Origin of the sequence: Paenarthrobacter sp. TYUT067, assembly GCF_023656375.1 — a bacterium.
In the GTDB taxonomy this organism is placed as follows: domain Bacteria; phylum Actinomycetota; class Actinomycetes; order Actinomycetales; family Micrococcaceae; genus Arthrobacter.
Genome location: NZ_JAMOIT010000030.1, coordinates 14,405 through 36,511, shown reverse-complemented (window position 1 = coordinate 36,511; position 22,107 = coordinate 14,405). Strand labels below are relative to the sequence as shown.

The window sequence follows — 22,107 nt, the reverse complement described above, 5'->3', positions numbered from 1 at the left end:
TCCACCCAGTCAACTCCCAGCTGTGCGGAAGCAACATGATGCGTTAACTACGTGAATACATGTCGCCTCCGTCACTTGACTGGAACTGGAGCGATATGACGTGCCACACTGTGTAGCGCGAGTGCACCGGCGTCCCCGTCGGACAGCCGACGACGTCCCGCACATCGCTTCCAAACCCCCATTCCCTAAGGGAGACCCATGTCCAGTTCCAGCACCGAAGGCGCGCCCCCAGTTTCACGGAAGGTGATCGGCCTGGCCGTCGCCGGCGCGGTGGGCGGTTTCCTCTTCGGCTTCGATTCCTCCGTGGTCAATGGCGCCGTGGATGCGATGGCGGACGAGTTCGTCATGACGGAAGCGGTCACAGGCTTCGCCGTTGCCGTTGCCCTGCTGGGCTGTGCCGCCGGGGCCTACTTTGCCGGCAAGATCGCCGACCGCTACGGCCGTATACCTGCCATGAAGATCGGTGCGCTGCTCTTCCTGGTGAGCGCGGTGGGAACGGGCCTTGCCTTTGGTGTGTGGGACCTCATCCTCTGGCGATTGGTAGGCGGTTTGGGCATTGGACTTGCCTCCGTTATTGCCCCTGCGTATATCTCCGAAATTTCCCCCCGGCACGTACGTGGCCGTTTGGCTTCCCTCCAGCAGCTCGCCATTACCACCGGCATTTTCGCGGCCCTTCTCTCCGATGCCGTGCTGGCCAACTCGGCCGGCGGCGCAGATGGCACGCTGTGGTTTGGCATTGAAGCCTGGCGGTGGATGTTCATCGCTTGCGCCGTGCCTGCCGCAGTGTACGGCTGGATCGCATTCCGCCTGCCCGAGTCCCCGCATTTCCTGGTACTGAACGGCAAGGAAGACCAGGCCCGCAGTATCTTCAACAACATCATCCCGGGCGACGACATCGAGCGCCACATCCGCGAGATCCGCGAGTCCATTCAGGAGGAGAAGCTCTCCACCAGGAAGGGGTCCCTCCGCGGCAACAGATTCGGCCTTCTGCCAGTGGTGTGGATCGGCATCATCCTCTCCGTCCTGCAGCAGTTCGTTGGCATCAACGTGATCTTCTACTACTCCACCACGTTGTGGAAGGCCGTCGGGTTCCAGGAGAAGGACTCACTGACAATCTCCGTGGCCACCTCCGTCACCAACATCCTGGTGACTTTGGTTGCCATCGCATTGGTGGATCGCATCGGCCGCCGCCCCATCCTGCTCACCGGTTCCGTTGGCATGGCTGTATCCCTCGGCGTCATGGCAATGGCGTTCTCGTCCGCCGTGGGTACGGGCTCCGAGATCAGCCTCCCGGGCGCGTGGGGACCGGTAGCCCTGGTAGCGGCGAACATTTTTGTGATCAGCTTCGGTGCCTCGTGGGGGCCGCTCGTCTGGGTGCTGCTGGGCGAGATCTTCCCGTCCCGCATCCGCGCCCGGGCCCTCGGTCTGGCCGCAGCGGCGCAGTGGATCGCCAATTTTGCCATCACGCTCAGCTTCCCCATCATGGCGGCAGGTTCGCTGCCACTGACTTACGCCATGTACGCGGCATTCGCGGCGGCGTCGTTCTTCTTTGTGATGTTCAAGGTTCCGGAGACCAACGGCATGTCCTTGGAACAGGCTGAAACGCTGTTCGTTCCCAAAGGCGCACCGGTGGCTCCCCTGCCGGTCACCTCGGACGACACGAAATAGAGCACACGACACAAGAAAGCCCGGCGGAAACCGCCGGGCTTTCTGTGGTTTCGGGACCGCTACACCAAGTGGGGCTCGTGAGATTTCAGGTAGCCGCGTCCTCCGAAAGCAACGAGGATGGCGATAGCCATGGCCACCGCTCCGGCGAAGAACGGTACTTGCGGGCCGAAGTGCTCGCCCAGCTGGGCGGCCGCGAACGGGGCCAGCGCGCCGCCCATCCAGCGCACAAAGTTGTAACCGGCGGACGCAACGGGACGCGGGGAATCAGAAACGCCCATGGCCAGTTCCGTATAGACCGTGTTGTTGATGCCCAGCAGGGCACCGGCCACGATGACAAGCACGACGACGGCAGTCACCGAGTGCCCGGCTGCCAGTCCCAGGCCGATCAGGTCGAGCATGAGGACGGCCAGCGTACCGGTGAGGACCTTGACGGCGCCGAAGCGCTTCTGGAGTACAGGGGCGACAAACACCGAGAAGACCGCAACAGCAACGCCCCAGCCGAAGAACACTCCCCCGATTCCGTAGGCGTCCATACCCAGGATGAACGGCGTGAAGGCAAGGATGGTGAAGAAGCCGTAGTTGTAGAACAGTGCGCTGGCTGCGGTGGTGCGGAGACCCTTGTGGCCGAGCGCAAGGAGCGGATCCCTCAGGCGGGACTTTTTAGCGGGAGCGGGTGTTTTGGGAAGCAACGCCAGCAACGCAATGAAGGCCGCGGCCATGAGGACTGCGGTGCCGAAGAACGGAGCTCGCCACTGCCAGCCACCCAGGAGGGCGCCCAGCAACGGGCCAAGGGAGATACCCAGACCGAGTGCTGCTTCGTAAAGGATGATGGCAGTGCCGGTTCCTCCGCTGGCCACACCTACGATCACCGCTAGTGCCGTGGCCACGAACAACGCATTACCGAGGCCCCACCCCGCCCGGAATCCCACCAGCTGCTCAACGCTGCCGGCGAGGCCGGACAACGACGCGAACACCACGATGATCGCCAAGCCGATGAGCAGCGTCTTCTTTCCACCGATCCTGGAGGACACGAATCCGCTGATCAACATGGCGATTGCGGTCACCAGGAAATAGCTGGTGAACAGCAACGAGACTTCACTGGTGGACGCCTCGAGATTCTTTGCAATCGCGGGGAGAATAGGGTCCACGAGCCCGATGCCCATGAACGCGAAAACGGCCGCGAGCGCCGTGGCCCACACCGCTTTGGGCTGTTTGAGAAATGAAGCTTTCTCGGCTTCAAGGGTGGTTTCGATAGTTGTTTCGGCGCTTGCTGAAGCGTCAGCCAACTGGCGTGACATTCAATGGCTCCTTGTCGGTGCTTATCTGGTTAGTTCTGGAACGAGCTGTTGAGCTTGGCGATCACGGGCAACGCTGAGGCGAGCTGCTCAATCTCCTGGTTACTGAGACCCTGCAGCAGTTCGGCCACCATGGCATTGCGCCGCTGATTGGCGGACTCGACGGCGGCGGTCCCGGCTTGGGTGATGACCACCTGGACGGCCCGGGAATCGTCCGGGTCAGGCTGGCGTGTAACCAGTGAGGCGCGCTCGAGCTTGATGATCTGCTCCGTGGCGCTCGGGACTTTGATCCCCAGGTTCTTGGCGATGTCGCCCACTCGGAGGCCGCCCTCGGAAATCATGGACAGCAGGCTGAGCTGCGCGGCGGTTAGCTCGCCTTCGGGATCGAGGCGGCGGAACATGTACACGCCGAGCCGAAGTGACTCACGGAAGTCCTGGGCGAGGTCCAATAGCCGGGGATCAAAGGTGTTCATATTTAGGTACCCTAATAGTTAGGGTACCTAAATGTCAAAGAATAGGGCGGGTGAGGCTCTTAGAGTGTGAGCTTCATGCCCTCATGGCTCGCAACAAACCCCAAGCGCTCATAGAAGCGATGGGCCCCCACGCGGGACTTATCCGTGGTGAGCTGCACCAGAGAGCAGCCGCGCTCCCGGGCCTGATCAATAGCCCACCGAATCATCAACGCACCAACCCCCTGACCCCGCAGCGCGCTGGAGACCCGGACCGCCTCGATTTGCGCGCGCCAGGATCCCCGGCGCGACAAGCCGGGGATATAGCTGAGCTGGAACGTCGCAACAACATCACCGTCGAGTTCGCCCACCACCAAAAGGTGCGCCGGGTCGGCGTCGATCGCGTCAAAAGCCTGCTCGTAGGGCGCTAAATCGTCCGCATTTTCGCGCGTGGCACCCAACTGGTCATCCGCGAGCAGCGCGAGGATGCGCGGGAGGTCACCCTTGCGGGCGCGCCGAAGGGTGAAGGTCCCATACTCGACGGCGGCAGTCAGCAGGGCGGGCACGGAACCGGATTGAGTAGTCACCAACCCAGCATGCCACTCCGGTCGATATTCTTCGGAACTCAGTGTTGCTAAGTACCGGTACTTAGTTCTACTATGTAGTGGTAGCTAGTAATACTGAGTAGTGAAGGAGGTGTCCGATGGGCAAGCAAATGACAGAGATGCTCAAAGGCACATTGGAGGGAATCGTCCTGGCCCTCCTGACCGGGAAGGCGGCGTATGGATACGAAATCACCACGCTGCTCCGAGAGCAAGGCTTCACCGAGATCGCTGAGGGCACCGTGTACGCACTGCTGGTCAGGATCGAACAAAAGGGCCTGGTGGACGTGGAGAAGAGGCCGTCCGAAAAAGGGCCGCCCCGCAAGGTGTACACGCTCAACACCCAGGGCGAAAAAGAACTGAGCGAATTCTGGAACACATGGAGCTTCTTGTCCGAACGGCTGGAACAGCTCCGCAAGGAAGGAAAATAGCATGGCAGCAAAATGGATCGAGCTGGTCACCGGATCGCTCGAGCAGAAAAAGCAGTACAAGCAAGCCAAGGCACGGCTGGACGCCTTGCCCGAGCCCTACCTCGCTGTGGCCACCGCCTTCAACCGCTATTTGATGTACTACGGCGGTGTCACGCAAGGCGACACCATGGTGCAGATGTTCACGGACCTGGCCGACCTATGGGAACGAGCCGCAGTGGACGGCACCCCCGTCAGCGACATCGTGGGTGATGACCCCATCGAGTTCGCAGAGAGCTTCGCCCAGGCCTACGGCGGAAAACGCTGGATCGACAAAGAACGCGAGCGCCTGAACAAGGCGATTGATAAAGCCAGGGAGGCGGAATCATGACCACTGCAGCAATCCGCGTAGAGGGCATTGAGAAGACATACAAGGACCTCCACGTACTCAAGGGTGTGGAATTTGAGGTGGCCCCCGGCAGCATCTTTGCGCTGCTGGGATCCAACGGAGCGGGCAAGACCACCATGGTGAAGATCCTGTCCACCCTGCTCAAAGCGGATGCCGGCTCTGCCGCCGTCGAAGGCTTTGATGTCGCCACCGAGTCACAACAGGTACGGCAGTCCATCAGCCTGACCGGGCAGTTTGCGGCGGTGGACGAGGTCCTGTCCGGGAAGGAGAACCTGGTCCTGGTGGCTAAGCTGCGCCACCTGAAGAACCCGGGACAGATCGCGGATGAGTTGCTGGCGCAGTTCAGCCTCACGGAAGCCGGGTCCCGCAAAGTAGCTACCTACTCCGGCGGCATGCGTCGTCGATTGGACATAGCGATGAGCCTGATCGGCAACCCCACGGTGATTTTCCTGGACGAGCCCACCACCGGCCTGGACCCTGAAGCCCGCCTTGAGGTGTGGGACATCGTCAAGAACCTCGCCAACCAAGGCACCACAGTCCTGCTCACCACGCAGTACCTCGATGAGGCTGAACAACTGGCAGACCGGATTGCCATCCTGCATGAGGGACGCATCATCGCCAACGGCACCCTCGCCGAGCTTAAGCAATTGCTGCCGCCGGCCAAGATCGAATACGTAGAAAAGCAACCGAGCCTGGAGGACATCTTCCTGGCTCTGGTGGGTAGCGGCAACGCTGGGGCCAGTGGCAACGAGTCAGTAAAGGACAGGTCATGAACACCCACTTCTTCGCAGACACTTCTGTTCTGCTGGGCCGTTCCATGCGGCACATTTTCCGCAGCGTGGATACCATCATCACCACAGCAATCACACCGATCGCCCTCATGCTGCTTTTCGTCTACGTTTTCGGCGGAGCCATCAGGACCGACACTGAGAACTACGTGAACTACCTGCTCCCAGGCATCATGTTGATCGCGATCGCCTCCGGCATCGCCTACACGGCAGTCCGCCTGTTCACGGACATGCAGAGCGGGATCTTTGAGCGGTTCCAGTCCATGCCGATCGCACGCTCATCGGTTCTCTGGGCGCACGTCCTGACATCCCTGGTGGCCAACGGACTGTCGCTGGTGATCATCGTGCTGGTGGCACTTCTCATGGGATTCCGCAGCTCCGCCAACATCCTGGATTGGTTGGCCGTGGCGGGTATCCTGGCGCTCTTCACGTTGGCGCTGACCTGGATCGCAATCATCGCGGGCCTCTCGGCGAAGTCCGTTGACGGCGCGGGCGGGTTCTCCTACCCGCTGATCTTCCTACCGTTCATCAGCTCCGCCTTCGTCCCTACGGAGACCATGCCGGGCCCGGTCCGCTGGTTCGCCGAAAACCAGCCAGTGACGTCCATTGTGAATACCATCCAGGATCTGTTCGCGCAGCGTCCGGTAGGTGGGGACATATGGGTAGCGCTGGCCTGGTGTCTGGGGATCCTCGTGGTCTCCTACGCCTTTGCCACAGCCGCCTACAAGCGCCAGATCGCCTAGGTTCCCACCACGTTCCTATAACGGCCAGAGCTCCTCCATGTCATGGGAGGAGCTTTCGCCATGCAGACCGATTCGCCATTGGTCAGACATTAGCTATAGCTTTATCGAACAGATTTGTAACGGCCGTCACCATTGTGGCGGGTCCTTCGAAGGGTTCTTGAACTAATGTCCGACCAGACAACACAAGGGAAGCTTCACGCCTCCAGCAGGGACAGCGAGCCACACCTGTCGCGCTCCCTGAGCAACCGCCACATCCAGCTCCTGGCCATCGGCGGCGCCATTGGGACCGGCCTCTTCATGGGCTCCGGTAAGACCATCTCCGTCGCCGGCCCCTCCGTGATCTTCGTGTACATGATCATCGGCTTCATGCTCTTCTTCGTCATGCGCGCCATGGGCCAGCTGCTGCTGTCCAACCTGAACTACAAATCCTTCAGCGACTTCGCGGGCGACCTCCTTGGACCGTGGGCCGGCTTCTTCACAGGCTGGACCTACTGGTTCTGCTGGGTAGTCACCGGCGTGGCAGACGTCATCGCTATTGCGGGATACGCCGACGAGCTTTGGCCGGGAATCCAACTCTGGATCCCGGGCCTGGCCACCATCATCATCCTGCTTCTCCTGAACCTGCCCACCGTGAAGGCCTTCGGCGAGACCGAGTTCTGGTTCGCGCTCATCAAGATCATCGCCATCGTGGCACTGATCGTTGTGGGCCTGGTGATGATCTTCACCGGTTTCCAATCCAACGCAGGAACCGCGAGCTTCACCAATCTCTGGAGCCACGGCGGGTTCTTCCCCAAGGAATTCATGGGCTTCGTGGCTGGCTTCCAAATCGCCGTGTTCGCGTTCGTGGGCATCGAGCTGGTGGGTACGGCCGCCGCCGAAACCAAGAACCCTGAGCACAACCTCCCCCGCGCCATCAACGCGATCCCCCTGCGCGTCATGCTCTTCTACGTAGGTGCCCTGATCATCCTCATGTCCGTCACCCCGTGGACCGAGTTCAAAGCCGGCCAGAGCCCGTTCATTGCCATGTTCTCCCTGGCAGGCCTGGGAATGGCAGCTACCGTGGTCAACCTCGTGGTCCTCACCTCGGCCATGTCCTCCGCCAACTCGGGCATCTACTCAACATCCCGTATGGTCTACGGCCTGGCCAACGATGGCGACGCACCCAAGCTCTTCGGCCGCCTTTCCAGCCGCAAAGTACCCCAGAACGCACTGTTCCTGTCCTGCGTCCTGCTGCTGGCCGGCGTCGCGCTCCTGTACGCGGGCAAGGACGTTGGCGTGGCGTTCGACATGGTGACCACCGTGTCCGCAGTCTGCTTCATGTTCGTTTGGTCGATCATCCTGGCCAGTTACCTCGTGTACCGTAAACGCCGCCCCGAACAGCACGCGGCCTCATCGTTCAAGATGCCCGGCGGAATCCCCATGGTGTGGGTGGTGTTCGCCTTCTTCGCGTTCCTCGTCTGGGCGCTGACCACTCAGCCGGACACGCTCACCGCCCTGCTGGTGACGCCCATCTGGTTCGCCATTCTTGGTGTGGCCTACGCGGTTGTTCGGAAATCACCCCTGCACCAGGCCCGCGTGGCTGAGTGGAAGGCGATGGTGGAAACCGAAACCGCGGCAACGCGCTAACTCTTAGGACAGAAACAGCGACGTCGGCACCCTGACTTGAGTGCCGACGTCGCTGTTTTATTTCACCTTATGCCCTGCGTTAGGCGCTCCTTCGCCGGCGGCTGGCAACCAGTGCCAGGCCTCCAGCAACCAGAAGCCCTGCAGCGGCCCAGAGTCCGATCATGACACCGGTTGCGCCGGTGTCAGGAAGGTCGCCCGTCGTCGCAACGGGCGGCGGGGTGGACGCTGCGGCGGGAGGAACAGTGGCTGACGCGGCGGGAGGAACATCCACCACCGGCTTCACTATGACCTCGCTTGAGTCACTCCCCGTGGCCTCTCCTCCGCCGGGCACCGTTGCAGAAGCAACCACGACGTTGACGTAGGACTCTGTGACATTGCTCTGGGCAATGACCCGGCTGACCGTTTGCCCGGGTGCGAGAGTGGCAACTGGCTCGATGGCCCCGAGCGCGGGGTCGTCGAATCGGACATCCGTGAGTACCGTGTTGCCGGTGTTGGTCACGCTGAGTTGCCAGAAGACCGTCTCAGCCGGGTTGATGGTGACAGCCTCGCTCCAAGGCCCTTCTTGGGTAGTTGAGACGAGCTTGCCCACCGTCAAGCCGGGGAGAGCACCGAAGTAGTACGAGTCATCAGCAGCACTCAGGTCAGAACCGCCAAGGGGGTTCTCCGCCGATGCCGTCACAGTGTTCTTGTACTGGCCCTCAATAGCCTCGCCCTGAGCCGACAACACCACAGAAGCACCCGGCGCCAACAGGGGAACTGTCCCGGAGAACACCTCCCTGCCAGCGCTGTCCTTATCAACAACCAGGACATCCTTCAGGACAAAGTCGCCGGTGTTCTTCACGGTGTACGTCCACTTCACCTCGCTGCCGGGAACAACCTGCGGCCCCGGAGCAGCTTTAACATCCTCGCCATTGGTGGTCTTCACAACAGACAAACCGGTGTTGCCGCTGAGGTACCAGGATTCAGCGGTGACTGGAGCGGGCTGCTGCGCCAAAGGGGTCCCTGCTGCGTCCGTTGCCGTGGCAGTGGCAGTGGCTGTGTTGTGGTACTGACCTGCCACGGCGGCATCCTGAGCGGTGAAGACACGGGTGTCTCCGGGGGCCAGTGCGCCTGTATCGCTCGAGGTGGGTATCAACGTACCCGTGCTGCCATCCCCTGCGGAGAAGGCATCCGAGACGGCTACGTTTGAAAGCGGCGTATTGCCCGTGTTGGTGACCTCGTAGGTCCATGTCACATCTGAACCGTTAGCCACTATTGCACCGGGAGCTGAAGAGTAGACGGTCCCGTTGGTTTTCTTCACGATTCCGAGCCCAGGAGTTCCGGCCACATTCACAGCTGCCTCGTTAGTAGCGAACTGGACCGCTTCCCCGTTATACGTTCCTGTTGCGAGGAGTACGTTGCTTGCTTTCGCCCCGAAGCCGGGATCTCCTGCCACCTTGGTGGGAACCACCAAGGTGAAGTCATCCCCGGATGCCAGGACGTCAACGAACATCCGGAAGGCAGTGGCGTTGAGGGGATCAGTGGACCAGTTGCCCGAGGTGGCATCCGTTGCATCTGTGGAATATTCGATCCTTGCCCCCGCCGGTGCGCCCGTTACGGCGCCCGAAAGGACCACATCGAAATCGTCGCCCGTTGCCACCGCCGGCAAACGGTCGAAGAAGGTGGCGCCAGTCACCGGGTTTGGCAGGACGTTGCTGACGTAGACCTGCCAGAACGCGTCCTCGCCTATGGTGGTGGCCAAGGACCACGGACCCGTCGCCGAGGTTCCGGACAACTTATCCAGCAGCAAACCACCGGCAATATTGATCGATACACGGCCAATATCTTTGGCGACACTTGCCCGTGCGGCATCGAAATTGTAGATGTCTTCGCTGAAGAAGGGGGCGTAGCCAATCATCGGTACCGTCTGTACGGCTGTGCCGCCGTCAGCAACTCCGATGAACCGTGGGTCTGCTGTGGAGGCATACGATTCGACCTGAACCGAGGAGGTGGTGGGCTGGTAGGCCTTGGCGAGGACCGTGACGGGAATGTCGTACTGCCACCCCGTGTTCTCAACCTTGCGGTCAGAAGCTTCCTTCGGATCCCGCATGGGAGTGATGTGATCGAAGGCGAAGGTAATGACCTGCAGTTCGCATCCTTCTGCATCAACCACCCGCGAGGTGGAATCCACCTTCACACCGTTGCCGATAGCAGGGATGGGCTCCACTCCCACCGAGAGGTCGGTGATGGGTGTGATGGCCTTGGTGGGATCGTACTGGACGCCGCAGGGAAGCACCACGGACATCGAGGCGTCCTTGTAGGTTTCCGACGGGTTTTGGTTGACGATACCGGCCCTGATAGTGCCGGTGTCGCCCACGCTCAGGACCGAGGGAGCTGAGACGTTGGTGGTCAGGTAGACAGAATCCACCGGAGTAAAGACGTCAGAAGCCTCGCCCGTCAGGTCCCCGGCCTTGAGGGTGGCCGTGTTGTTCACGGGTCCTGGCGGAATGCCGGCAGGACTGTTCACGGCGACCACGCCATCGGTGATGTCCCGGAAGATTGGCACGCTTGCAACTGTGATTCGCATTTCCGAGCCAACGGACACCGTCTCGGCGCCAGGTGCAACGGAGATGCGCCACCCTGTCAGGACGGAGCCCGGCGGCAGGTCGAGCGTATTGTTCCCATTGAACGTCTCCCAGCTGCTGGAACCAGTGTTCTGCACGGTCAGCGCCAGATTGGTACTGGTGGAAGGCTGGGCAGGTGTAAAGGTCTGCCAAGTGTCAGAATAATCAGTCTGGTACTCAACGCGGTAAGGGAGATCATCGGTAGCCAAGACGGGGCTGAAGGCCACGTTGATAGCGGTGACATCGTTGTGGTGAAACCACTCCTCCGACGGGCTGCCGGCGGTACCGCTATCGGTGACTACGAGGTCCTCGGCCTTGGGGCTGTCCCGGGGCCCGAGGTAGGAGGCATTAACGTAGGTGCTTCTGGCGATCATGCCGGCGGAGGTCTGGCCTCCTGAAGATTTCTCGATGGCCGTTGTCACGCCACCTGCCGGACTGAATGCAGGGCCCTGTGCAGTTGCGGGTACGCCTGCCCTGACCACACCGTTGGCGTCTGTTGTCTCCAACGTGGCGGTGTTGACCGGAGGCCGCTGGCCGTCTTCCCAACCAGCTACATCCTCCGGGTACCGGACGGTCAGCCAAATGCCCGTGTTGCTTCGGTCCAGGCAGTATCCGGTGTGGTCGTATTGTTCGGTGCTGGTCCACGTAGCTGTGGGCCATGCACTCGTGTCCCATGTGCCCAGGCCGGTAGAGGCCGAGGCGAACACGGCACCGGCAGGCAAGACGTCAGTGAGTTTCTGCGCGTAGGCGGAGAAACTCAAGTAGCTTTCCTCCGAGCACACATTAAACCGGTAGGTCACCTCGCGATGGGTGGAGCCGGTGATGGTGGTGGCCGTCTTCTGCGCACGGTAATCATGGGGACCAGTGACCAGTGACGTCACCGGACCGGATGATACTTCCCCGCCTGGTCCTCCGGTACCGGTCATTTCCGTGCTCAGCGGAAAGCCCTCGTACTTGCGCCCGTTGTCCACCTGAGACACCGTGTACACAATGCTGACAAGATCCTCAGTGGTTTCGTCGAGGATCATGCTCAGTACTCGGGTAGCGGGATCGTAGCTGTGGCTCAAAACTGGTGAAGAGCTACCGGTAGGGAGCCCCGCGAAGGTAGTGCCCTCCGGGAGTATTGTGGTCATGGTTACACCGGTTGCCGGATGGGAGGCGTCGACGCCCTCGAAATCAACGGTTGCAGTGTAGTTGTAATTCTGGCTCAGCGGGACCGTTTCCGGGGCGGTCAGTGAGATGGTGAAATCCCCTGCCGCTGCCATGGCCGGGGAAACGCCCAGCATCAGCGAACCCGCACTGACCACTGCGGCCAGTGCTGCCGCCGGAATCCGCATCACAGAGCGTCTCCGAGACGGGGGTATCCGAGGCTTGACTGTGGAGTCCTCCCTCGAACCCGGCGATTTTTGCCGCCGGCCGAAACGACCCCGTGACTGTACTGCGGACATCTATAGCTCCCTTGCTAGTCCCGGCCTCCCAACCCTGGTGCACACACAGCGGTGCGCAGGGCAAGGAAGCTCGGGGTTTGGAAAGTGAGCGTTCGCTCTCTTCTCCTATCTAGTGGGGGAGGTATCGCAAACGTGACGAAGAGATTGCTGACCGGGGACATATGTTGATAACTCCGGCATGGGAAAGGGAGTGTCAGGCGAAGTACACGCCGATTCGGTTGCCGTCGATTTCCTCTATGCGGATATCGATGTCGTAGACGTCGTACAGCATTCCGGCGCGCATGATGTCTGCAGGCGTGCCCTGATGGATCAGGCGTCCGTTCTTCATGGCCAGGATGGTGTCCGAATAGCAGGATGCGAAGTTGATGTCGTGGACCACCAGCACGATGGTCTTTCCGAGCTCGTCAGCCAAACGACGCAAAAGCCGCATCATTTCCACCGAGTGCTTCATGTCCAGGTTGTTGAGCGGCTCGTCGAGCAACAGGTATTCCGTGTCCTGCGCCAGGACCATGGCAATGTAGGCGCGCTGGCGCTGACCACCGGAGAGCTCATCAACGAACTTGTCCGCCATGGAGGCCAGGTCCAGCTGCCGGATGGCCTCTTCAACGTGCTCAAGGTCCTCAACTGTTGGCCGCCCACCACTGTGCGGAAAGCGCCCGAACGCCACCAGATCACGCACGGTCAATCGCATGGTCAGGTGGTTTTCCTGCCGGAGGATGGCCATGGTCTTGGCCAGTTCCTTGCTGGGAGTGGCCGTCACATCCAGCCCGGCAACGGATACTCCCCCTGCGTCCATGGGCTGCAGGCGGCTGATCAAAGAGAGCAGCGTGGACTTGCCGGCGCCGTTGGGGCCGATGATGGACGTGATGCCGCCGCGGGGGATTTGGCAGCTGACATCGTCCAGCACAGTGGTGCCGCCGTAGCGCTTGGTCACATTGCGGACGGTAATCATGGACGGATACCGATCATTTCAGTGAGCCTTTCAGCAACAAATAGAGGAAAAGAATGCCTCCGGTGAATTCGATAATCACGCTGAGGGCAGTGGCGAACCCGAACACGCGTTCCAGCAGCAACTGGCCACCCACCAGGGCAATGGCACCGAGGAGGACCACGATCGGGAGAAGCCAAGCGTGCCGGAAACCGCGGCATAGTTGGTAGCCCAGGCTGACCACCAGGAGCCCGAAGAATGTCACCGGACCCACCAACGCCGTGGAAATAGCCACCAGCAGGGAGCATGCCAGCAGCACGCGCATCACCACTGGCTTGTGGTCGACGCCCACGTTGATGGCTACTTCGCGGCCCAGCGCCAGGACGTCCAGTGTGTGCCGCATGCGCCAGACGCCAACGCAGACCAGAGCGACCAGTACAGCAGAAACACCCAGCAAACCCGGGTCAACGTTGTTGAAGCTGGCGAAGAACAAGTCCTGCAGGATGATGAATTCGCTGGGTTCCATGAGCCGCTGAAGCAGCGAGGAGAACCCCCGGAACAAGGTCCCCAGCACAATCCCCACCAGCAACAGCAGGTGCAGCGATCGCGTGGCACCTGTGAACATCCACCGGTACAGGATGGCGCTGAACCCCATCATCAGCAGGATCTCCACCCCGAACTTGAGCGTGGACGGCGCCGTGGCCAGCGTTGCAGCTCCGGCCACGAAAGCCAAGCCGGTCTGCACCAGAATGTACAGCGAATCGAAGCCCATAATGGACGGCGTCAGGATCCGGTTCGCCGTCACTGTCTGGAACAGCAGCGTGGACACGCCCACCGCGACGGCCACCAGCAGCATCGCGGAGACCTTGATGACCCGACGCGGCAGGACGTACGCGATGTTCCCTTTGAGGTCGATTGTCAGGAAAACAGCAACCAGCACGACGGCGGCAATCGCCACTACGGCGATCACCAGTCCCGGCGGGGTGCTTCGGACGGCATCACGCCAGCGCGACGGCGACCATGGCCGCGGACCCGGCCTGCCGCCGTCGGGCATTGGACGGATATGGGAGGCCGTCGCCGGGGTCACAGGAGTTTCAGGCATTGCGTTTCCTCAGGAGCAGGAAGAGGAACAGAATGGCGCCGAGCACGGACATGACCATGCCAACCGGCACCTCGTAGGGGAACCTGATGGTCCGGCCGATGATGTCGCAAACCAGCACGAAGGCAGCACCGAACAACGCGGTCCACGGAACGGCCCGGCGGAGGTTGTCCCCGAACAGCAGGGACACGATGTTGGGGACCACGAGTCCCAGGAAGGGCACAGCTCCAACCGTGGTGACCACCACGGCGGAGATCAGGGAGACGATCATCAGGCCAAGCCGCATGGTGCGGGCGTAGTTCAGGCCAAGGTTGGTGGTGAAGTCCTGGCCCATGCCTGCCACCGTGAAGCGATCGGCGGCGAAGAGGCCCACCAGGACAAGAACAGCAACAATCCACAGCAGCTCGTACCGGCCACGGAGAACACCGGAGAAATCGCCGATCATCCAATTGCTGAGTGTCTGCAGGAGATCAAAGCGGTAGGCAAAGAACGTGGTAACTGCCGCAATAATGCCGCCCAACATGATGCCCACCAAGGGAATGAGGAGGGTGTTGCGGGCCGGGAGCCGCCTCAGGATGGCCAGGAACAATGCTGTGCCGAGGATCGCGAACACAGAAGCCACCACCATCTTGGTGAGAATTGGAGAGTCCGGAGCCAGCACGGTGACTACCAGGATTCCGAGCGTTGCGGATTCAACCGTTCCCACGGTGGAGGGCTCCACAAAGCGGTTCCGGGCCATGAGCTGCATGATCAACCCGGCAACGGCAACAGCCATCCCGGCCAGGACCACAGCCACGGTGCGCGGCACCCGCGAAACCCAAAAGATTTCCCAAGCGCCGGCGTCGTTCGCCAGCAACGCGGGCAGTGAGACGTCACTGACCCCTACGAAGATGCTGCCAACAGCGATCACCAGCACCACGGCAGCAGCCGCAACCAGGCGGGCGGTCTCGCCAGCCCGGTTGCGGCTTGCTGGTGCCGTGGGGCGCACGGCTGTGATTGTCACTTCAGTTAAGGGCTAGGCGACGGAGTCGGCCACTGCTGTGACCATGGCTTGGACGTTGTTCAGTCCATAGCCCACGATGTACCAGCCGGCAGGATCGAGGTTGACGATCTTGTTGTTCTTGGCGGCGTTGGTGGACTTGACGAGCTCGTTGTCCAGGATCGGGTTTGCCGTGGAACCGGCGGTGCCGATGGCGGTGTCGCGGTTGATGACGTAGAGGATGTCCGGGTTGGTTTCCTTGATGTACTCAAAGGAAACGGCCTCGCCGTGGGAGCCTTCAGCCTTGACCTCAGCGGCCGTCGGAACGCCCAGGACGTCGTGGATGATGCCAAAGCGAGAGCCCGCGCCGTACGCTGTGACTTCGCCGCCGGAGGTCAGGACGATCAGGCCCTTGCCGGCGGTAGCTGCCTTGGTCTTGGTGTCCGCGACAACCTTGTCTACCTCAGCGAGCTTGGAAGCAACTTCGTCTTCCTTCTTGAAGATCTTGCCGAGCTTCTCTGTCTGGGCCTTGAAGCTTTCCATGGGCTTTGCGGCGTCCACGGAGAGATCAATGGTGGGGGCGATCTTGCTCAGTTCTTCGTAAGCGCCGGCGGTGCGGCCGGAGACGATGATGAGGTCCGGAGCTGCGGAGCTGACGGCTTCGAAATCGGGTTCCTTGAGGGAGCCGACCTTGGCGTACTTGGCGTCGGAGAACTTCTTCAACGCTTCCGGGTAGCTGGCCTCGGGAACACCGGTGGGCTCGACGCCGAGCGCGTTCATGGTGTCCAGAACGCCCAGATCGAACGTGACCACCTTCTCCGGGTTCACGGGAACGTTGGACGTGGAGCCCTGGGCGTGCTCGATGGTGATGGTGCTGGCTTCCTCGGGTTGCGAAGACGCCGTTGCCCCGCCCCCACAAGCCGTAACAGTCAGCAAGGCAGCCCCTGCAGCCAGTGCCCCAATGTAGCTCGACAGCCTCTTCTTCACGCCAGTACTCCACTCACTAATAAGTCATAGATGTGTTGCCTAATTGCGCTTTGACTCTATTAGTTAGGTGAGGCTAACTTCAAAACCGAAAGGCCCTCCAGCGGGTAAAAGTGAGCTATCTCACTGGTTTTTCTCCCGCTGGAGAGCCTTTATGACGATCGGTGGTGAAACTTACGCTTCGGCCTGCCTGTCCTCCACAAGCTTCTGGACGGCGGAGAAGAGCGGGTGCGGCGGCGTCAGTTCCGTGATGCGCTCGACGGCGGCCGCTGCGTCCAGCTCGGACAGAAGCTTTGCCAGTTCCACCGCTTCGTCGTCGTTGCCGTCGTCGAAACGGAGGGCTGCGGACATCGCCTCAAGCAATGCCACCGGTGTGACACCGCGTTCGGCCAACTCCGCCGCCGGGCCAACGAATCGCTCGTGGCGGCTGAGCTTCCGCAGAGGCGCCCGGCCCACGCGGTTCACGGTATCCGGCAGGTGTGGGTTGGTGAAGCGGGACAGGATCTTCTGCACATAGGCTTCCTGCTCAGCCTCCACAAACCCATGCTTGGCCACCAGCAGTTCCTTGGTTTCCTCCAGCACCGCCCGGACCTTCGCTGCCACAGCCGGATCCGCCATGGCATCGGAGATCTTCTCAAGCCCTGCTGCGTAGCCGAAGTACGCAGCAGAAGCGTGGCCGGTGTTCACCGTGAACAGCTTGCGTTCGATGTACGGCCCCAGCTCGTCCACGAAGGTAGCTCCGGGAATCTTCGGGGCGTTGTCTCCAAACGGCGTACGGTCAATGACCCACTCGTAGAAGGTCTCCACCGTGACGTCCAGGCCTTGTCCCGCCGCCTGATTGGGGACGATGCGGTCCACGGCCGTGTTGGCAAAGACCGCGACTGCCCCCAAGTCACCCGCGGATTCGTCCCAGGCAGCCTGGATCTCCGTGTGCAGGAGGCCCGTGGCGTTGATGGCATTCTCGCAAGCCATCACTTGGAGGGCCGGCAAGTCCGCGGGACGGGCCGCCAGCCCTCGGGCGATTACTGGTGCCACGAACTTCAGGATGTGTGGCCCCACCGCAGTGGTGACCACATCCGCCGTCGAAATTTCCTCAACAACAGCGGCTTCCTGCGAGGCGGAGTTGAGGGCGCGGAAACCGGTCACGGTCTTGACCGCCGGGTTCTCGCCTACCTCGTGAACGTCGTAGCTGCTTGCCGAGGCGAGCTGGCTGATCAGGGCGTCCGCTACGTCCGCGAACACCACCTCATAGCCGGCCTCGTGGAGCAGCAGCCCCACGAAACCACGCCCGATGTTGCCTGCCCCAAAATGAACTGCCTTCACTATGCGTTGACCTTTCCGAACAGCTCCAACACTTCATCAACCGTGGTGGCTTCCTCCAACTGGGCAACCTGCGCCTTGTTGGTGAAGATCTTGGCGATCGAGGACAGGATGTGGAGGTGCTCGTTATTGATACCGGCCACGCCCACCACAAACTTCACTTGCTTGCCGCCCCAGTCGATGCCCTCCGGGTAGCGGATGATGGACACTGCCGAGTGGTTGATGTGTTCCTTGGCATCGTTGGTGCCGTGCGGGATCGCCAGGAAGCTGCCCATGTACGTGGACACGGATTCCTCGCGCTCGTGCATGGCGTGGACGTAGCTTACATCCACGGCACCGCGATCCAGCAGGAGCTTTCCGGCTTCATCGATCGCGGCGTCCCGGTCAGTCGCAGTTCCGTTCAGGACCACGCTTTCGCGGAGCAGGACACCTTTACCTTCAACGGGTTGACCGTCTGTTGCTTTACCGCCTGCGGCGGGGGCCGGCTCAGCGGCATGCGCACCATGGGCGGGGGCTGCTGTTGTGGCAGCTGCGGCGGGCTGCACGCCGGCGGTGGGCTCCGTCGTCGTGCCTGAGTCGGGCGTTACGCCTGTTTCAGATGCCGCACCTTCGCTGTTGCTGCTCCGGACCAGGTCCACGATTTCGTCGTACTTGGGGCTGTTCATGAAGTTGTCCACCGAGTAGTGAACGGCGCTGGCCGTCCTCGGCTGGGCACGTTCGGTGAGGTCCTGGTGCGTGACCACAACGTCGTAGTTGTCGTTGAGGTTGGCGATGGCCGAGTTGGTGACCTTGACGTCCGGGAAGCCGGCCGCCTTGATCTTGTTGCGCAGGACCGAGGCACCCATGGCGCTGGAACCCATGCCGGCGTCGCAAGCGAACACGATGTTCTGGACCGGGCGGGTGAGGACAGTGCCAGCCTGGGCACCGGCGCGTACTTGGCCGCCAGCGCTCTCACCGGTCAGGGCAGAGGAGACGGAGCTCTTCTTGCCTTTCATGGCCTCCATGCGCGAGGTAGCTGCGGAGAGATCATCCTCGCCCTTGTTCTTGGACGTACGCAGGATAACCGCAGCGATGAGGAAGGACACGGCCGTCGCCAAAACAACCGCCAGGATGACGCCCACATAGCTGTCACGGGATGTCTGTGCCAACACGGCAATGATCGAACCCGGGGCAGCCGGAGCCACGAGGCCGGAATTGGTGATGGCCATAGTGGCAATGCCCGTCATGCCGCCACCGATGGCAGCGAGGATGAGGACGGGCTTCATGAGCACGTACGGGAAGTAGATCTCGTGAATGCCACCGAGGAAGTGAATGATTGCTGCGCCGGGAGCAGAAGCCCTGGCTGCACCGCGGCCGAAGAACATGTACGCCAGCAGGATACCGAGGCCCGGGCCGGGGTTGGCTTCGAGCAGGAACAGGATGGACTTGCCCTGTTCCAGCGACTGCTGAATACCCAGCGGAGTAAGCACGCCGTGGTTGATGGCGTTGTTGAGGAACAGGACCTTGGCGGGCTCGATGAAAATGCTGGTTAGCGGCAAAAGACCGTTATTGACCAGGAACTCCACAACCTCGCCAGCACGGTCCGTGAACCACTTAACAACATAGGAAAGGCCGTAGAAACCGCCCAGCGCCAACACTGCGCCCCAAATACCGGCGGAAAAGTTGTTGACCAGCATCTCAAAGCCCGGACGGATCTTGCCGTCCCAGAGCCGGTCGATCTGCTTCATGGTCCAGGCACCCAGCGGGCCCATGATCATGGCACCGATGAACATGGGAGAGTCTGTACCCGCGATCACGCCCATGGTGGCAATGGCGCCCACCACGCCGCCTCGGACGTCATAGACCATCCGGCCGCCGGTGTAGGCGATCAGGATTGGAAGCAGGTACGTGACCATCGGGCCGACGATGCCGCCGTTGGGTTCGCCTTCGGCATTGGTTCCGAAGCCGCCCAACTCGGCTACGGGAATCCAACCCTTCTCAATGAACAGGGCAGTGATGAGGCCCCAGGCGATGAAGGCGCCAATGTTGGGCATGATCATGCCGGACAGGAATGTTCCGAACTTTTGGACACCAACGCGGGCGCTGGTGCGGGGCTTCGCAACGGTCTCTGTTGCCATGTGAATTCCTAACGTGTGTCCCGCTGCGGCGCGGGGTCAGTCGATATAGATCGAGAGAGAACAGCCTTAGGAGCTGCTGGAAATGCGGTGAAGCCACTCGAGGAACAGCTTCAATTCAGAGCTGGAAAGTTGGTCCGAATGTGAGGCCTGCAGTGCCGCATTCAGGGCGATTGCCGCAACAACCACGGACGACTTACCGGAGTCGTCCGCTGCGGCGCCACGGGCGATGTCCGTGGAGACGGCGAAAATCATGGAGTCCCGGGTCATCGTTGAGAGCTCGAGGTTCCGTTCTTCCACCGGTTCTGCGATCAGCATGAGCGTGACGCCCACGTTGGCGGCCAGAATGCTGCGTGCCGCCTCGCGGGGCGGCACGTTGATCTGACCGGCGATAGCGGCTTTGTTCAGCATTTCTTCCAGAAGCGCTTCAGCATCGGCCACGATTGCCGGCCGGCTTTCCGGTCTGATATTGCCGAACATCACCAAATACAGATGGGGTTGGCTCAGCCCGAACTGGACGTGGTTGTCCCACATCCGCCGGACGTCTTCCAAGGGCTCCCCGGACGGTGCAAAATCCCGCTCCCCCGCCACATACTCTTCAAATCCGGCCGATACGACGGCGTCGAACAGGCCTTCCTTGTCGCCAAAGTGGTGGTAGAGCGTTGGCGCCGTGACCCCGGCAAGCTTGGTGATCTGGCGCGTTGAGACCGCTGACCCCTCCGAATTCGCCAGCAATTCGGCAGCTGCGCGAAGCAACCGAATTTTGGGCGGAAGCTGGTCATCGAAACTCATAACCGCTACCCTAGCACCTATAGCGTTGCTATATGAAGTGGCTCACAAAGGAATTTTGTAGGCTAGTTTTCGAGGCTCCCGGTGCCGTCGCCGGCGGGCCTGAACCAACAAGCAGGAACAGAGGATTCAGTGCAGAATTTCCAAGGAGTAGGGGTAAGCCCTGGCCGCATCATTGGTTCCGTCCGCCAGATGCCCAAGCCGGTGAGCGAACCGCCGTCGGGAGAGCGTTTGGCAGCGGACGTGGGTCCGGAAGACGCCGTCGCGGGTTTGAAAGCGGCTGCGCAGGCGGTGCATGACGAACTCAAGGGACGCGCGGACAGTGCTTCCGGCGACGGCAAAGCCGTCCTCGAAGCCACTGCGCTCATGGCCAAGGACACCATGCTCCTGAAGTCGGCCGCGAAGCTGATCAATGCCGGCTCCTCGGCCGAAAGGGCTATCTGGGAAGCCGGCGCTTCCGTCTCCGAAATGCTGCACAACTTGGGCGGCTACATGGCCGAGCGCGCCACCGACGTCCTGGACGTGCGCGCCCGCATCGTTGCCGAACTCCGCGGCGTCCCCGCACCGGGTATTCCCGCCTCGGACACGCCCTTCATCCTGGTGGCCGAGGACCTCGCACCGGCGGACACCGCAACACTGAATCCCGCCGTGGTCCTTGCTCTGGTGACCTCGGGCGGCGGCCCGCAGTCCCACACGGCCATCATTGCGCGCTCACTCGGCCTGCCCGCCGTGGTGGCTGCACACGGCGTTGACGATATTGCCGACGGTTCCGAGGTTTACGTAGACGGCGCAGCTGGCTTCGTGGCCGTTTCGCCCTCTGATGAGCAACGCGCTGCGGCGACTGCCTGGGCCGAGACCTCCGCCACGCTCGCCGAATTCGACGGAAACGGCACGACGGCGGACGGCCACCTAGTGCCGCTCCTCGCCAACGTCGGCGGAGCCAAGGACGCCGTGGCAGCTGCCGCTTTGGGCGCCCAGGGTGTTGGCTTGTTCCGCACCGAATTCTGCTTCCTTGAACGAGACACCGAGCCCTCCGTGGAGGAGCAGGCCGCGGCTTACAAGGCCGTTTTTGACGCGTTCCCGGGCAAGAAAGTTGTCCTTCGCACGCTCGACGCCGGCGCCGACAAGCCACTCCCCTTCCTCACGGATGCCACCGAACCCAACCCTGCACTGGGTGTTCGCGGCTACCGCACCGACTTCACCACACCAGGCGTCCTGGAGCGCCAGCTCGAGGCCATTGCCCGGGCAGCTTCGGAATCCGACGCCGACGTGTGGGTCATGGCCCCCATGATCTCCACCGCCGCGGAAGCCGGCCGCTTCGCCTCCCTCTGCGCTGCTGCCGGAATCAAGACGCCGGGCGTGATGGTGGAGGTCCCCTCTGCTGCGCTGACCGCCGCCACCGTGCTGCGCGAAGTCGGGTTCGCGTCCCTCGGCACCAACGACCTCACCCAGTACGCCATGGCCGCCGACCGCCAGCTCGGACCCCTCGCGGAACTCAACACCCCGTGGCAGCCTGCCGTGCTCCGGCTCGTGCAGCTCACCGTTGAAGGTGCGGCGCAGGAAAGCTCCGGCCGCGAAGGCGACCCCAAGCCCGTGGGCGTCTGCGGTGAGGCTGCCGCCGACCCTGCCCTCGCCGTCGTACTGACCGGGCTGGGTGTCACCACACTGTCCATGACCGCGCGCTCCCTGGCCGCCGTCGGGACTGTGCTGAAAACGGTGACGCTGGAGCAGGCGCAGGAACTGGCCCGGCTCGCTTTGTCTGCTCCGAGCGCTCTTGAGGCCCGCGACTGGGTCCGCGCCAAACTCCCCGTGCTCGAAGAGCTCGGCCTCTAACTTTTCGCTTCCGACTTTTAGGA

At 61.8% G+C, this 22,107-nt stretch carries 18 protein-coding genes; 7 read left to right on the top strand and 11 right to left on the bottom strand.

All coding sequences use genetic code 11. From position 1 onward, the window contains the following. Positions 1-198: 198 nt before the first annotated feature. The gene (locus MOD31_RS20715; protein WP_142937597.1) at positions 199-1,668 is read left to right on the top strand and encodes a sugar porter family MFS transporter; all 1,470 of its coding nucleotides are present in this window, start codon (positions 199-201) and stop codon (positions 1,666-1,668) included. Between the two features lie 59 nt (positions 1,669-1,727). Here MOD31_RS20715 and MOD31_RS20710 read toward each other — a convergent pair whose 3' ends face one another. Genes MOD31_RS20710 through MOD31_RS20700 form a run of 3 tightly spaced genes read right to left on the bottom strand, consistent with a single transcriptional unit; the run spans position 1,728 to position 4,002 of the window. Continuing rightward, entirely contained in the window at positions 1,728-2,966 is a 1,239-nt protein-coding gene (locus tag MOD31_RS20710) for an MFS transporter (RefSeq protein WP_142937596.1), read from the bottom strand. Positions 2,967-2,995: 29 nt separating this feature from the next. Next, a complete protein-coding gene (locus MOD31_RS20705; protein ID WP_142937595.1) occupies positions 2,996-3,436 on the bottom strand; it encodes a MarR family winged helix-turn-helix transcriptional regulator in 441 nt (146 codons plus the stop codon). Positions 3,437-3,495: 59 nt separating this feature from the next. Continuing rightward, a complete protein-coding gene (locus MOD31_RS20700; protein WP_142937594.1) occupies positions 3,496-4,002 on the bottom strand; it encodes a GNAT family N-acetyltransferase in 507 nt (168 codons plus the stop codon). Between the two features lie 113 nt (positions 4,003-4,115). On the opposite strand from MOD31_RS20700, the gene MOD31_RS20695 reads away from it, so the two are divergent. The 5 genes from MOD31_RS20695 (at position 4,116) to cycA (ending at position 7,987) form a co-directional block, all read left to right on the top strand. Continuing rightward, positions 4,116-4,445 (top strand): PadR family transcriptional regulator, encoded by a 330-nt coding sequence (locus MOD31_RS20695; protein ID WP_142937593.1) that lies wholly within the window; start codon positions 4,116-4,118, stop codon positions 4,443-4,445. 1 nt (position 4,446) lies between these two features. Then, positions 4,447-4,812, top strand: a complete 366-nt coding sequence (locus tag MOD31_RS20690; protein WP_142937592.1) for a DUF1048 domain-containing protein — start codon at positions 4,447-4,449, stop codon at positions 4,810-4,812. Further along, positions 4,809-5,603, top strand: a complete 795-nt coding sequence (locus MOD31_RS20685; protein ID WP_250821567.1) for an ABC transporter ATP-binding protein — start codon at positions 4,809-4,811, stop codon at positions 5,601-5,603. The genes MOD31_RS20690 and MOD31_RS20685 overlap by 4 nt, the downstream gene beginning before the upstream one ends. Then, on the top strand, positions 5,600-6,361 hold the full coding sequence (locus MOD31_RS20680) for an ABC transporter permease (protein WP_142937590.1): 762 nt from the start codon (positions 5,600-5,602) through the stop codon (positions 6,359-6,361). Before MOD31_RS20685 ends, MOD31_RS20680 begins: the two co-directional genes overlap by 4 nt. Positions 6,362-6,526: 165 nt before the next feature. Then, positions 6,527-7,987 carry a D-serine/D-alanine/glycine transporter gene (cycA, locus tag MOD31_RS20675; protein WP_187697086.1) on the top strand — a complete coding sequence of 487 codons (1,461 nt, stop codon included), beginning with the start codon at positions 6,527-6,529 and terminating at the stop codon, positions 7,985-7,987. 79 nt (positions 7,988-8,066) lie between these two features. Here cycA and MOD31_RS20670 read toward each other — a convergent pair whose 3' ends face one another. The 8 genes from MOD31_RS20670 to MOD31_RS20635 form a co-directional block, all read right to left on the bottom strand. Then, the gene (locus tag MOD31_RS20670) at positions 8,067-11,927 is read right to left on the bottom strand and encodes an LPXTG cell wall anchor domain-containing protein (RefSeq protein WP_250821569.1); all 3,861 of its coding nucleotides are present in this window, start codon (positions 11,925-11,927) and stop codon (positions 8,067-8,069) included. 304 nt (positions 11,928-12,231) lie between these two features. Beyond that, positions 12,232-12,990: an ABC transporter ATP-binding protein gene (locus MOD31_RS20665; RefSeq protein WP_142937587.1), complete on the bottom strand. Its 759-nt coding sequence runs from the start codon at positions 12,988-12,990 to the stop codon at positions 12,232-12,234. A gap of 13 nt (positions 12,991-13,003) precedes the next feature. After that, positions 13,004-14,068 (bottom strand): iron chelate uptake ABC transporter family permease subunit, encoded by a 1,065-nt coding sequence (locus MOD31_RS20660; RefSeq protein ID WP_250821566.1) that lies wholly within the window; start codon positions 14,066-14,068, stop codon positions 13,004-13,006. Beyond that, a complete protein-coding gene (locus MOD31_RS20655; RefSeq protein WP_142937586.1) occupies positions 14,061-15,068 on the bottom strand; it encodes an ABC transporter permease in 1,008 nt (335 codons plus the stop codon). The genes MOD31_RS20660 and MOD31_RS20655 overlap by 8 nt, the downstream gene beginning before the upstream one ends. A gap of 12 nt (positions 15,069-15,080) precedes the next feature. Next, positions 15,081-16,031 (bottom strand): siderophore ABC transporter substrate-binding protein, encoded by a 951-nt coding sequence (locus MOD31_RS20650; RefSeq protein ID WP_142937585.1) that lies wholly within the window; start codon positions 16,029-16,031, stop codon positions 15,081-15,083. A 171-nt stretch (positions 16,032-16,202) separates the two neighbouring features. After that, positions 16,203-17,351: a mannitol-1-phosphate 5-dehydrogenase gene (locus tag MOD31_RS20645; RefSeq protein WP_250821565.1), complete on the bottom strand. Its 1,149-nt coding sequence runs from the start codon at positions 17,349-17,351 to the stop codon at positions 16,203-16,205. Next, entirely contained in the window at positions 17,351-19,465 is a 2,115-nt protein-coding gene (locus MOD31_RS20640; RefSeq protein WP_250821564.1) for a PTS mannitol transporter subunit IICBA, read from the bottom strand. The genes MOD31_RS20645 and MOD31_RS20640 overlap by 1 nt, the downstream gene beginning before the upstream one ends. A 66-nt stretch (positions 19,466-19,531) precedes the next feature. After that, a complete protein-coding gene (locus tag MOD31_RS20635) occupies positions 19,532-20,254 on the bottom strand; it encodes a TetR/AcrR family transcriptional regulator (protein WP_250821563.1) in 723 nt (240 codons plus the stop codon). 129 nt (positions 20,255-20,383) lie between these two features. Between MOD31_RS20635 and ptsP the strand changes: the two genes are divergently transcribed. Beyond that, positions 20,384-22,084, top strand: coding sequence for a phosphoenolpyruvate--protein phosphotransferase (gene ptsP, locus MOD31_RS20630; protein ID WP_250821562.1), 1,701 nt, complete (start codon positions 20,384-20,386; stop codon positions 22,082-22,084). Positions 22,085-22,107: the final 23 nt, after the last annotated feature.

Bases quoted from the DNA above. Each gene is read 5' to 3' on its own strand.
- MOD31_RS20690 (WP_142937592.1), top strand. From the start codon at position 4,447: ATGGCAGCAAAATGGATCGAGCTGGTCACCGGATCGCTCGAGCAGAAA.
- MOD31_RS20660 (WP_250821566.1), bottom strand. From the start codon at position 14,068: ATGCCTGAAACTCCTGTGACCCCGGCGACGGCCTCCCATATCCGTCCA.
- MOD31_RS20695 (WP_142937593.1), top strand. From the start codon at position 4,116: ATGGGCAAGCAAATGACAGAGATGCTCAAAGGCACATTGGAGGGAATC.
- MOD31_RS20640 (WP_250821564.1), bottom strand. From the start codon at position 19,465: ATGGCAACAGAGACCGTTGCGAAGCCCCGCACCAGCGCCCGCGTTGGT.
- cycA (WP_187697086.1), top strand. From the start codon at position 6,527: ATGTCCGACCAGACAACACAAGGGAAGCTTCACGCCTCCAGCAGGGAC.
- MOD31_RS20680 (WP_142937590.1), top strand. From the start codon at position 5,600: ATGAACACCCACTTCTTCGCAGACACTTCTGTTCTGCTGGGCCGTTCC.
- MOD31_RS20705 (WP_142937595.1), bottom strand. From the start codon at position 3,436: ATGAACACCTTTGATCCCCGGCTATTGGACCTCGCCCAGGACTTCCGT.
- MOD31_RS20685 (WP_250821567.1), top strand. From the start codon at position 4,809: ATGACCACTGCAGCAATCCGCGTAGAGGGCATTGAGAAGACATACAAG.
- MOD31_RS20670 (WP_250821569.1), bottom strand. From the start codon at position 11,927: ATGCGGATTCCGGCGGCAGCACTGGCCGCAGTGGTCAGTGCGGGTTCG.
- MOD31_RS20635 (WP_250821563.1), bottom strand. From the start codon at position 20,254: ATGAGTTTCGATGACCAGCTTCCGCCCAAAATTCGGTTGCTTCGCGCA.
- MOD31_RS20710 (WP_142937596.1), bottom strand. From the start codon at position 2,966: ATGTCACGCCAGTTGGCTGACGCTTCAGCAAGCGCCGAAACAACTATC.
- MOD31_RS20715 (WP_142937597.1), top strand. From the start codon at position 199: ATGTCCAGTTCCAGCACCGAAGGCGCGCCCCCAGTTTCACGGAAGGTG.
- MOD31_RS20665 (WP_142937587.1), bottom strand. From the start codon at position 12,990: ATGATTACCGTCCGCAATGTGACCAAGCGCTACGGCGGCACCACTGTG.